Annotated in this window: 10 protein-coding genes; 6 read left to right on the top strand and 4 right to left on the bottom strand. The window is 74.6% G+C overall.

What is annotated here, in order from left to right:
- Both PKY62_RS09800 and PKY62_RS09795 read right to left on the bottom strand, forming a co-directional pair.
- Positions 1-1136, bottom strand: a 1136-nt coding sequence (locus PKY62_RS09800; protein WP_324536529.1) for a family 1 glycosylhydrolase, incomplete at its 3' end; no start/stop codon positions are given.
- Between the two features lie 105 nt (positions 1137-1241).
- A complete protein-coding gene (locus PKY62_RS09795) occupies positions 1242-2090 on the bottom strand; it encodes an IclR family transcriptional regulator (protein ID WP_324536528.1) in 849 nt (282 codons plus the stop codon).
- Positions 2091-2209: 119 nt separating this feature from the next.
- Here PKY62_RS09795 and PKY62_RS09790 point away from each other — a divergent pair, with 119 nt between their 5' ends.
- From PKY62_RS09790 to PKY62_RS09765, 6 genes are all read left to right on the top strand, one after another.
- Complete coding sequence (locus PKY62_RS09790) at positions 2210-3220, top strand: sugar ABC transporter substrate-binding protein (RefSeq protein ID WP_324536527.1); 1011 nt, start codon at positions 2210-2212, stop codon at positions 3218-3220.
- Positions 3221-3246: 26 nt separating this feature from the next.
- Positions 3247-4311 carry an ABC transporter permease gene (locus PKY62_RS09785; protein WP_324536526.1) on the top strand — a complete coding sequence of 355 codons (1065 nt, stop codon included), beginning with the start codon at positions 3247-3249 and terminating at the stop codon, positions 4309-4311.
- A gap of 1 nt (position 4312) precedes the next feature.
- Positions 4313-5116: an ATP-binding cassette domain-containing protein gene (locus PKY62_RS09780; RefSeq protein ID WP_324536525.1), complete on the top strand. Its 804-nt coding sequence runs from the start codon at positions 4313-4315 to the stop codon at positions 5114-5116.
- An 85-nt stretch (positions 5117-5201) separates the two neighbouring features.
- Positions 5202-6950: a glycoside hydrolase family 3 protein gene (locus PKY62_RS09775; RefSeq protein ID WP_324536524.1), complete on the top strand. Its 1749-nt coding sequence runs from the start codon at positions 5202-5204 to the stop codon at positions 6948-6950.
- A 151-nt stretch (positions 6951-7101) separates the two neighbouring features.
- Positions 7102-9582: a circularly permuted type 2 ATP-grasp protein gene (locus PKY62_RS09770; RefSeq protein WP_324536523.1), complete on the top strand. Its 2481-nt coding sequence runs from the start codon at positions 7102-7104 to the stop codon at positions 9580-9582.
- Positions 9579-10490: a transglutaminase family protein gene (locus PKY62_RS09765; RefSeq protein WP_324536522.1), complete on the top strand. Its 912-nt coding sequence runs from the start codon at positions 9579-9581 to the stop codon at positions 10488-10490. The genes PKY62_RS09770 and PKY62_RS09765 overlap by 4 nt, the downstream gene beginning before the upstream one ends.
- 21 nt (positions 10491-10511) lie before the next feature.
- On the opposite strand, the gene PKY62_RS09760 is transcribed toward PKY62_RS09765, so the two are convergent.
- A complete protein-coding gene (locus PKY62_RS09760; RefSeq protein ID WP_324536521.1) occupies positions 10512-11447 on the bottom strand; it encodes an aldo/keto reductase in 936 nt (311 codons plus the stop codon).
- Between the two features lie 67 nt (positions 11448-11514).
- Positions 11515-12096 carry a universal stress protein gene (locus PKY62_RS09755; RefSeq protein ID WP_324536520.1) on the bottom strand — a complete coding sequence of 194 codons (582 nt, stop codon included), beginning with the start codon at positions 12094-12096 and terminating at the stop codon, positions 11515-11517.
- Positions 12097-12120 lie beyond the last annotated feature (24 nt).

The raw sequence follows: 12120 nt of genomic DNA, 5'->3' as shown, positions 1-12120 counted from the left end.
GCGTAGCCGAAGATCCACTCGAAGTTGTCCAGCAGCGTCCAGTGGCAGTAGCCGAGCACGGGCACCCCGTCCTCGATCGCGTCGAGCAGCCCGGCGAGGGCCGGCTCGATGAAGGCGGCGCGCAGCGCGTCGTCGTCCGTGCCCATCCCGTGCTCGGTGACGAACACGGGACGCCCGCTGACCTCGTGCGCGTACCGCGCCGCGCCACCCAGGGAACCCGGCGCGACGGCGGAGCCCATCTCGTTGAGCGGGGCGCCGGCCGGCGGCGGCAGCTCGCCGTCGGGGCCGTAGGTGAGCCGCTCGTAGTTCTGCACCCCGATGAAGTCGTCGTCGCGCGCCAGGCGCAGCCAGTGGTCGTAGACCTCGGCGCGTTTGGCGTCGCGGACGGCCTCCCCACCCGGGGCGGCCACGTCGTCCGAGATGGCGATGGACAGGCCGACGGGCAGGTCGGGGCGGCGGGCCTTGACCGCCGCGCGGGCCGCGAGGTGCGCACGGGTCATGCCGTCGCGCATCGCCGCGAAGTCCTCCGGCAGCATGACGTTGCCCGCGCGGTAGCGCTCCACGCCGGCCGCTGCGCTCGCGGCCGCCAGGGTCGCGTGCTCGATCTCGAGGATCTCCGGCGGCAGGCCGGCGAACGCCAGCATCTGGGGCAGGTTGGGCTCGTTGAGCGTCACGGCGGCGGCGATCCGGTCGCCGAACCGGTCCATCACCGCGCCGCAGTGCGCAGCGAAACGGTCGGCCGCGTGCGGGTCGAGCCACGATCCGAGCGCCGCGAACCAGTGCGGCGACGTGAAGTGGCTGAACGTCACGAGCGGCGCCAGCCCACGGGCCAGGCAGCCGTCCACGACGGCCTCGTAGTGGGAGAGCGCCGCCTCGTCGCGCACGCCCTGCTCCGGCTCGACGCGGGCCCACTCCACCGAGAAGCGGAACGCGTTCAGGCCCATGTCCCGGGCCAGGTCGAGGTCCCGCTCCCACAGCTCCCAGCTGTTGCAGGCGCGACCGGACGGCTCGGCGAAGATCGTGGGGGAGACGTTCTCGAGGAACCACGTGTCGCTGGTCCGGTTGTCGCCCTCGTTCTGGTGCCCGGCCGTGGCGACGCCCCACCAGAAGTCCTCGGGGAACGGGCGAGTGGTCATCGGAAGGCTCCTCCGGGGCTGCGGCGTGCGCATCGTCGCGCCGCGCCAGACTGCCCCGCCGGCCGCCGGCCGGAGCCATCGGCTTCCATTGAGCGGAAGACCGCGTCAGTAGGTCCAGGCGGGCAGCCGCCGGCGGGGGCCGCGCGGGTCGCTGAGGTCGCGCGTGATCCCGCGGGCCGTGGTCCGCAGCGCTGGCTCGAGCCGCGCGGGGTCGGCGACGTCCGCGGGGGCGACCAGCGAGACCGCGGCGACGACGTTCCCCGACCGGTTGTGGACAGGTGCGGCGACGGACGTCAGCGGCGACGTGGGGCGCTGGACGACGGCGACACCGCGGCGGCGGATCTCGGCGAGCTGGGCGCGCACGTCGTGCGGGCTGGGCCGGGGGCACTCGTGCAGGGGCCAGCCGAAGGCCGAGGCGAGGACCTCGTCGACCACGGCCGCGGGGCTGTGCGCCAGGAGCACGAGGCCCACCCCCGTGGGCACCGGGGGGTGGCGGCTGCCCGCGCGGTCGGTCAGTGGCAGGTCGTACCGCCCCACCCGGCGGTCGACGATGACGACGTCGTGCCCGTCGAGGATCGCGAGCTGGGAGTGCAGGCGGGTGGCCAGGTTGAGGTCGTCGAGGAAGGGCGCCGCCACCTCGCGCAGGCCCAGCGAGGGCTCGGCGAGCGCGGCGACCTCCCACAGGCGCAGGCCGATCCCGTAGGCGCCCGTGGCATCGCGTTCCAGCGCGCCCCATGCGACGAGGCGGGCTGCGAGCCGGCTCGTCGTGCTCAGGGGCAGCCCGCTGCGCCGCGCGAGGTCCGAGAGCGTCATCCGGCGGTGGTCCGGGCCGAAGGCGCCGAGGATCGCCAGCGCGCGGTCGACGACCGGGTCGCCCTGAGGTGGCCGCCGGCCGCGGACGGGCGCAGTGGTCACGGGCGCGGCCCCGGCGTCGAGGGTGGGACGGGAGGACACCGGACCAGTCTGCCATTGAATGGAAAGGCATGGCGCGGTCCTGCACCCCCAGGTCGCACGGTTGCCCCACGACAACGCCGTCTGCGGACATCTCCCCGTCCGCCAGCCCGAGGAGTGACATGACCGTCCCCCGTTCCCGCCTCACCGCCGCCGCGCTGGCCCTCTGCGCAGGCCTCGCCCTCACCGCCTGCACGAGCGAGGCCGAGGCACCCGCCACACCGTCCGAGGACGAGACGACCGCCGAGGAGGCCGCCGAGGAGCCCGAGGCCCAGGCCCTGCGGATCGGCTTCATCCCGCCCACGATGTCCGTGCCGGCCTTCCAGGGCCTGGCCGCCGGGCTCGAGGGCGCCGGGAGCGAGTTCGGCGACACCGTGGTGACCGCCGAGGCGAACTTTGACCCGGTCACCCAGATCCAGACCATCGAGCAGTGGGTCCAGCTGGGCCAGATCGACGCCCTGTGGGTCATCCCCGTCGCGGCCGACACCCTCACCCCCGTCATCGAGCAGGCCCAGGAGGCGGGCATCGTCGTCATCGCCGGCGGCCTGCCGGTCGACTACGGCATGGACGAGGCCGAGCCGGGCGTGACCTTCTCCAACGTCGACAACACCGCCTACGGCGAGGGCATCGGCACGCTCATGGCCGAGTGCGTCGCGGAGCGGCTCGACGGGGTGGCCGAGGTCCTGTTCGTCGCCAACGCGCAGGTCCAGTCGGGTGCGGCGCTCATCAACGAGGGCGCGCTCGCGGCCTTCGCCGCCGAGGCCCCCGACGCCACGATCGTCCAGCAGGTCGACGCCAAGGAAGAGCGCGCGGCGGACCAGACCCTCATCCAGACAGCGCTCCAGGCCAACCCCGGCGCGAACGGACTGTTCACCGGTGACGCCGAGTCCACGATGGCGGCGGTGAACGCGTTCACCAACGCCGGCGCCGACCCGACCACGCTCTGCATCGTCGGCAACGGCGGCACCGAGGAGCAGACGGCCGCGATCGAGGCCGGCACGCTGTTCGGCGTCGTCTCGTTCGACTTCATGGGCGACATGGGCCAGAACCTCGCCGAGCTGCACACCCTCGCCGCCGACCCGACGGCCCCCGGCCGGGTGCTCACCACGCCGATCTCGCTCCAGCGCGGCTGACCGGCGGAGCGGACGGAGGCTCAGACATGACGCTGTCGGCGTCCCGGGGTGCCCGCGTTGCGGCGGGCGCCCCGGTCCCGGCCACCGATGCCGGGGGTACGCGCACCGTGCGCACCCTGGTGTTCGTCCGGGACCGCGGGATCATCCTGCTCTGGCTCCTCCTGGTGGCGGTCTTCGCCTTCTGGGGCCAGCCGTACTTCTTCACGCTCGCCAACGCGGCCCTCGTAGCCAACGCCGCGGCGCTCACCGCGCTGTTCGCGGCAGCCGTCGGCTTCGGCATCCTCAGCGGAGCCCTCGACCTGTCCGTCCCGGCCGCCGCGGCGCTCGCCTCGGTGGTCGCAGGGCAGATCCTCACCGCGGGTGGTCCCACGTGGCTCGCCATCGTGGCGGCGCTCGTGGCCGGCTCGTCGGTCGGCCTGCTCAACGGCGCGCTGGTGCAGCGAGGCCTCAACCCCCTGGTCGTGACCATCGCCTCCCTGACCTCGGTCGGTGGCGTCGCCGTGCTGGTCTCGGGCGGGCTGGCCATCCCGGGGATCGACCAGCTGACCTGGATGGGCTCGGCCCGGTACGCGGGGATACCCGCTCCGGTGTACCTCGTCGGTCTGGTCTACCTCCTGGCGTGGTTCTTCCTCACTCAGACGAGGGCCGGTGCCCGGCTCCAGGCCGTGGGCGGCAACGTCGAGGCCGTGCGTCGCGTCGGGATCTCCGCCGACCGCTACCGGATCCTGGGCTTCGTGCTCGGCAGCCTGTGCGGCGCCGTCGGCGGCCTCGCGGTGACGGCCGTGACGCTCCAGGCGTCCCCGGCGGCGTCCACCTCGCTGCTCTTCACCGGCATCACCGCGGTGGCGCTGTCCGGCATGCCGCTCAGCGGCGGACGCGGGAGCATGCCGCGCGTGCTGGTGGGCGCGCTCATCATCGAGACGATCAACAGCGCCCTCGTCATCCGCGGCATCGAGCCGGCGTGGACCACCGTCGTCACCGGCGTGCTCCTGGTCGTGGCGCTCGTGTTCGAGCGCGTCATGAGCCGGGCTGTCACGGCGCGGCTCACGGTGTCCGAGTCCGTGGCCACCCCAGCACCCGAGGAGGCATGAGATGAGCGAGCACGGTGCGGTGCCGGCCTTCGAGCTGCGTGGCATCGAGAAGCACTACGGCTTCGTCAAGGCGCTGGCCGGCGTGGACTTCCACGTGCGGCCCGGCGAGGTGGTCGCCCTGCTGGGCGACAACGGCGCGGGCAAGTCGACGCTGCTCAAGGTGATGTCGGGCGCGCACGCCCCGACCTACGGCGAGATCTTCGTCGGCGGGCGCAGGGTGGAGCTCGGCAGCCCGCGGGCCGCCGCAGAGGCCGGGGTGCAGATGGTCTACCAGGACCTGGCCCTCATCGACGCCGCGGACATCGCCACCAACCTCACCCTCGGCCGCGAGCCGGTCCGCAAGGGTCTCCTCGGCTGGCTCGGGGTGCTGGACAAGAAGGCCATGCGGCGCGAGGCGGAGCGCGAGATCCAGGCGCTCGGCGTCACGACGGCGCCCGTCACGCGGGCGGTCGAGATGCTCTCGGGCGGCCAGCGTCAGGTGGTCGCGCTCGCGCGCGCCGCGGTCCGGGTCGGGGACGCCGCGAACGCCGTCCTGCTGCTCGACGAGCCGACGGCGGCCCTGGGCTACGCCCAGACCAAGCAGGTCGGCGAGCTGGTCCGGACCATGGCGGACCGGGGGATCGCCGTCGTCGTCGTGACGCACAACCTGCCGTTCTGCTTCGATGTGGCCGACCGGATCGCCGTGCTCAACCGCGGGCGCAAGGTCGCCGACGTGCTGCGCTCCGAGACGGACAACGACGCGATCGTCGGGTGGATCACCGGGGCCAAGGCACCCCAGGAGAACCTGGTCGCCGGGTCCCGCTGAGGCGTACCGGTGCTCGGGACGGTCCGCCGTCCCGAGCACCGGCCGGATCGCACCGCACCGCACCACCGAGAGAGACGAGACCGCCATGCCCACCGCCGCCGACGCGACGGACCTGCCGCCGGACGCGCTCGGCCTCGCCGGGGCGCCGTTCCACCTGGACGACGACGCGCTGGCGTGGGTCGGGACGACGCTCGCCGGCCTGAGCCCCGAGCAGAAGGTCGGTCAGCTCTTCTGCCTCATCGACCTGCCCGCCACGACGGAGAACATCGACGCGCACCTCGCGGTCGCCGAGCCCGGCGGCTACATGCGCCGGCCCGCGCCGAGCGCGGAGATCGCCGCGCTCAACGCCTACATCCAGTCCAGGGTCCGGGTGCCCGCGCTGATCGCCGCGAACATCGAGTCCGGTGCCGACATGATCGGCACCGACCTCACGTCGTTCGGCAGCCCCCTGCAGACCGCGGCGACGGGCGACGCCACGAACGCGTACCGCCTCGGCCTGGTGTGCGGCACCGAGGCGCGCGCCGTGGGCTGCACGTGGGGCTTCGCGCCCGTCGTCGACGTCCAGCTGAACCACGCCAACCCCATGGTCCTGACGCGGGGCTTCGGCTCGGACGCGGCGACCGTGGCGACGTTCGGGGCGGCCTTCGTCCGCGGGCTCCAGGAGGCCGGGGTCGCGGCATCCGTCAAGCACTGGCCCGGCGACGGGGTCGACGACCGGGACCAGCACCTCGTCACGGCGGTCAACACCCTGTCCGTCGAGGAGTGGGAGGCGACATTCGGGCACGTGTACCGCACCGTGATCGACGCCGGGGCGATGACGGTCATGGCCGCGCACATCGCCCTGCCGGCGTGGTCGCGCGCGCTGCGCCCGGGGATCGCGGACGAGGACATCCTGCCCGCGAGCCTCGCGCCAGAGATCACCACGGAGCTGCTGCGTGAGCGCCTCGGCTTCCGCGGCCTGGTGGTCACGGACGCCTCGCTCATGGCCGGCATGCAGCTGGCCATGCCGCGCCGCGACCTCGTGCCCGCCGCGATCGCCGCGGGCTGCGACATGTTCCTCTTCACCCAGGACTACGCGGAGGACCACGGCTTCCTGCTCGACGGCGTGCGTCGTGGTGTCGTCTCCGAGGCACGGCTCGACGAGGCCGTCACGCGCGTCCTGGCGCTCAAGGCCGCCGTCGGCCTGCACCGCGCGGCGTCGGTCCAGGACCTCGTCCCCGACCCGACGTGCGCCGGTGTCGACCGGGTCCGCCACCTCGGGTGGGCGCGCGGCAGCGCCGACGCGGCGATCACCCTGGTCAAGGACAAGGACCCGCGGTCGCTGCCGATGGACCCGGCCCGTCACCGTCGGGTGCTCGTGTACTCGCTGCGCGGCCCGGACGCCACGACCGCCCCCGTCGAGCGGTTCGTCGAGGCGATGTCCGCCGAGGGCTTCGAGCTGCACGTCATGGGCGAGTGGGCCACCGCCGGGCCGGGGGAGCGGGGCTTCGGCCGGATGGGCGCCGTCACCGGCCGCGAGCTCCTCGAGAGCTTCGACGCGGTGGTCTACCTGCTCGATGTGTGGCCGGTGAGCAACCAGCCGACACCGCGCCTGTACTGGTCGATCATGGGCGCCAACGCGCCGAAGTTCACGATTGAGGTGCCGACGGTCGTCGTCTCGCTGGGCAGCCCGTTCCACCTGCAGGACATGCCGCGGGTCAAGACGTTCGTCAACGCCTACGGGCGCAACGACGCGACGGTGCTGGCCGTCGTCGAGAAGCTGCTGGGGCGCTCGCCCTTCACCGGGCGCAGCCCCGTCGACCCGTTCTGCGGGTACTGGGACGCGCACCTCTGAGCGGGGCGCTGGCGCGCCCCGCGGTCCGAAGGAGGGCGGGACCGACCCCTCCGCCGGGCCCCGGGGCCGGACGCCGACGCGGACGACGACGCCCGGCCGGTAGCGTGCCCGCAACGGGGACCGTGCACGGGACGACGGGCGGAGGGCAGCCATGACCGACGTGCTCTCCTCCGCGCGGGCGCTGCCGGCGGGTGGCGACTGGTCCTGGCTGCCGGAGAGCACGCCGCCGCCGTCGGCCGAGGCGCTGGGCGCGGCGCGTCGGCAGACCGCGACGCTGCTCGCGGACCGCGGCGTCACCTACGGCACCGCGACCCCGGGCCACCGCGCGGCCGGGTGGCGCATGGACCCCGTGCCCGTCGTCATCGGCGAGGCCGAGTGGTCCGGGCTGGAGCGCGCCGTCGCCCAGCGTGCCGCGCTGCTCGACGCGATCCTGCGTGACCTGTACGGGCAGCGCACGCTATTGGCAGACGGCGTCGTCCCGGTCGAGGTGGTCCTGGCGCACCCCGGGTTCCTGCGCGCGGTCGACGGGCTCGGCGTCCCCGGGCCGCACGGGCTGGTGCTCGCGGGGACGGACGTCTCGCGCGACGGTGCAGGGGCGTGGCAGGTGGTCGCGGACCGCACCCAGGCGCCGTCCGGCGCCGGCTACGCGATGGTCGGCCGGCGCGTCGTCGCGCAGTCCATGGCGGGGGTCTACCGGCAGACGTCGATCCGCCGGATCGGGCGCTTCTTCCACGCCCTGCGCGGGGCCCTCGACGCCGCGGCGCCGTCGGGCACCGCACCGCAGGCCGTGCTGCTGACCGCCGGGCCGCTGTCCGAGACCGCGTTCGACCAGGCCTACCTCGCGTCGATGCTCGGCCTGCCGCTCGTCGAGGGCAGCGACCTGCTGGTCCGCGACGGCCGCGTGTGGCTCCAGGGCCTCGACGGCCCCGAGCGCGTGGACGTCGTGCTGCGCCGGGTGGACGCGCAGTGGTGCGACCCGCTTGACCTGCGTGCCGACTCCCGCCTCGGGGTCCCGGGGCTGGTCCGGGCGGTGCGTCAGGGCACGGTCGCCGTGGTCAACCCGCTGGGCAGCGGGGTCCTCGAGCACCCGGCGCTCGGTGCGTACCTGCCGCGGGCGGCGCGCGTCGTGCTCGGCGAGGACCTCCTGCTCCCGTCCCCGCCGACCTTCTGGTGCGGTGACCCGGCCGCCCGCTCCCACGCGCTGGCGCACCTGGCGGACCTCGTCCTCAAGCACACGACCGGCGGGCGCGAGCGCGCCGTCCTCGGCTGGACGCTCGACGCGGCGGGCCGCGAACGGCTGGCCGCGCGGATCACCGCCGACCCGCTGCACTGGACCGCCCAGCAGAGGGTCCCCGGCGCCACGGCGGGGGACGACGACGCCCGACCGGCCGTGCTCCGCACGTTCGCGGTGGGCGAGGGCGGCGGGTACCACGTCATGGCCGGCGGGCTCGCGCTCGAGGCGCCCGAGCACCAGCTCGTGGTCTCCAGCGCGCTCGGCGCCATCGCCCGGGACGTGTGGGTCATCGCCGCGGAGGCCGATGCGGCGCCCGACCCGTGGCTGCTCGCGGCCCAGGACGAGCCGCTGCCCCGCCAGCTCGTCGCCGTCCCGCCCCGCACGGCGGAGAACCTCTTCTGGCTGGGCCGCTACGCCGAGCGCGCCGGGGACACCGTGCGGCTGCTGCGCGCAACGGTCGACCGCTGGTACGACCACGCGCGTCGCCCCGCCAGCCCCGGCGGTCAGGCGCTGCGGGTGCTCCTCGACGCGCTCGGCGCCCAGCACCCCGCGGGGTGGCCGGTGGTCGCCGGGGAGCCGGCTGGCGGGCCGACGGGTGACGTCGCCCGGCCGCAGCACGTGCGCGCGCTGCTGCTCGCGGGCGACGAGCCCGGGACGGTCGCGTGGTCGGTCCGCCGGATGGCGGAGGCCGCCGCCGCGGTCCGCGACCAGCTCTCGCACGACACGTGGCTGCCGCTGGCGAGCATGGACCGCGTGCTCGAGCACGAGGCGGCAGGCAAGCGGGCGGCCGGGTCCACCACCGGCCTGCTGCCCGTGCTCGACCGGCTGCTCGAGGCGCTGCTGGCCGTTGCCGGGATCCAGGCCGAGGGCATGGTGCGCGACGTCGGCTGGTACCTGCTCGACGCCGGACGGCGCCTCGAACGCGCGCTGTACGTCGTGGAGAGCCTTGGCGCGACCCTCGTCGCGACGCGGCCGGACGAGGTGGACGCCTACGTGCTGGAGTCGCTGCTCATCGCCCACGAGTCCTCGATCACCTACCGGCGCCGGCACTCCGCACGGCCCGACGTCGCGCACGTGCTCGACCTGGTGCTCCGCGACGCCGCCAACCCCCGGTCCCTCGCCTACCAGGTCGAGCGCCTCCGCGAGGACCTCGCGCAGGTGCCGTCGTCGCAGTCGACCGAGGCGCGCGACCGGCTCGCGCAGGACGTCGCGGACCTGGTCGCCGAGATCGACGTGCGGGCGGCCGGAGCGGTCATCGGCGGGCGGCGCGAGCGCCTGGCGGAGCTGCTCGAGTCGCTGCGCTGGCGGCTGCGCGCGCTGTCGGACGAGGTGGCGGCGGCGCACTTCGTCCACCCGACGCCCAGCCGGGCTCTGGTGGACTCCTGGGACCTGTCGTGAGCCGCACCTACGACCTCGTGCACCGCACGCGGTTCACCTACGACGAGGCGGTCACCGACTCCTACGGTCGCGCGGTGCTCGTCCCACGCGACCTGCCCGACCAGGTGCGCCACGCGGCCACGGTCGACATCGAGCCGGCGCCCGCGGACACCGCCGAGCACGTCGACTACTTCGGCAACACCTCGACCTACTTCGCCGTGACGCGGCCGCACACCGAGCTCGTCGTGACGGCGCGCTCGCGCGTCACCGTCGACCGTGCACCCGCGTCGCCCGCGACCCTGCCGGCGATCGCGTGGGACGAGGTCGGGCGGGCCCTCGCGGATCCCGCGGCGACCGAGGCGATCGGCACCGTCGCGCTGCGCGAGGCCCTGCTCCCGTCGCGGCACGTTGCCCTGGCGCCCGAGGTCCACGGCTGGGCGGCGCCGTCGTTCGCCCCAGGGCGCCCGCTCGCCGAGGTGCTCGCCGACCTGGCGCACCGGATCCGTACCGAGATCGCCTACCGCTCGGGGTCGACGACGGTGCACACCACCCAGGTCGAGCTGCTCGCCCAGCGCGAGGGGGTCTGCCAGGACTTCGCGCACCTCATGATCGCGGCGCTGCGCGCCCACGGGGTGCCGGCCAGGTACACGAGCGGGTACCTGGAGACCCGCCCGGCGCCCGGCAGGGAGAAGCTGCGCGGGGCGGACGCCTCGCACGCGTGGGTCTCGGCGTGGGTGCCGGGCGCCGGCTGGGTCGAGGTGGACCCGACCAACGACTGCTTCGTCGACGAGCGCTACGTGGTGCTCGGGTGGGGGCGCGACTACGGCGACCTCCCGCCGCTGCGCGGGGTCATCTTCACCGAGGGCTCGGGCTCGACCCTGCGCGTCGAGGTGGACCTCGTGCCCGCGGGGTCGGAACCCTTCGTCTGAGCCGCCGGTGAGCGCCCCTCGCTACGGCACGATGTGCCCCGCAGCCCGGAACAGCTCGTACCACTCGGCCCGCGTGAGCGGCAGGTCGGAGCCGAGCGCCGCCCCCGCCACGCGCTCGGGGCTCGTGGTGCCGAGGACCACCTGCATCCGGGCCGGGTGCCGGGTGATCCACGCGGTGGCGATGGCAATGGGAGGGACGTCGTAGGCCGCGGCGAGCCGGTCGATGACGGCGTTGAGCTCCGGGTGGTCCGGGGAGCCGAGGAACACCCCGGTGAAGAACCCGGCCTGGAACGGGGACCAGGCCTGGACGGTGATGTCGTGCAGCCGGCAGTAGTCGAGGATGCCGCCGCCGTCGCGCGTCACGGCCTGGGACTCGCCCAGCATGTTCGTCGCGATCCCCTCGGCGACGATCGGCGCGTGCGTGATCGACAGCTGGAGCTGGTTGGCGACGATCGGCTGGCGGACGTGGCGGCGCAGCAGGTCGATCTGCCGGGGGGTGTGGTTCGAGACGCCGAACGCCCGGACCTTGCCCGCGGCCGCGAGGTCGTCGAACGCCCGCGCGACCTCCTCCGGCTCCACGAGCGCGTCGGGCCGGTGCAGCAGCAGGATGTCGATCCGGTCCGTGCGCAGCGCGGCGAGCGAACCCTCGACGGACGCGACGATGTGCTCGTGGGAGAAGTCGAAGTAGCCCTGACCATGCACGATCCCGCACTTGGTCTGGATCGTCAGCGCGTCGCGCTCGGCGGGCGTCAGCGCCATCGCGTCGGCGAACCGGGCCTCGCACGCGTGCGGCTGCGCGCCGTAGATGTCGGCGTGGTCGACGAAGTCGATCCCCGCGTCACGCGCCGCCCGGACCAGGGCCCGGACCTCGTCGTCGGACTTGTCGGCGATCCGCATCATGCCGAGCACGACGTTGGGGGCGACGATGTCGGTGCCGGGCAGGGTGAAGGTCCTCACAGCGGGGGTTCCTCTCGGTGGGGTGGTGCGGTCGGTACGCGTCGGGCGACGGGGACGCTGGTCGGGCTCACCGCCACAGCGGCGTCGTCCAGTCCACCACGCTCAGCGGGACCACGAGCACCGGACGGTGCTGGTGGTGGCTCAGCTGGACCGCGAGCGAGCCCTCGACCACCTCGCGCAGGCGTGCCCCGGGACCAGGGGCACGGGTGCCGACGACGACCGCTGCGGCATCGACCGCTCGGGCGAGGTGGGTCAGCGCACGGTCCGGCCGGCCGGCGAGGTAGCGGAAGTCCCACGGCACGCCGGACCCGCCGAGCAGCTGCGTGAGGGAGTCCTCGATCTGCCGCCGGCGCTCGTGCCACGTGTCGTCGACCGCGTCGGGGTCGATCTCCGCGTGGCGCACCGAGCCGTCCGGGTGCTCCTCGACGACGAACCGCGTGGTGTCGACGTAGGCGAAGCAGAGGCGCACACCGCCGGCGGCCCGCGACCACGACGCCGCGGTGAGTGCGACGAGCTCCGGCTGCCGCGGGGTGACGGCGACCACCAGCGGATGACCGGCGAACGGGGTCAGCCGCTCCGGGCTCGGCTGCGGGACCTCGCGCGTCGCCATCTCCCACCCCTCGCGGGCCTCGGTGGGCCCTGACCCCATCGTGCTCCTCCCGCCCGCCGGGGA

Source organism: Actinotalea sp., assembly GCF_035443605.1.
Taxonomy (GTDB): domain Bacteria; phylum Actinomycetota; class Actinomycetes; order Actinomycetales; family Cellulomonadaceae; genus Actinotalea.
The sequence above is the reverse complement of the archived record's forward strand: the minus strand, read 5'-3'. Positions and strand labels throughout refer to the sequence as shown.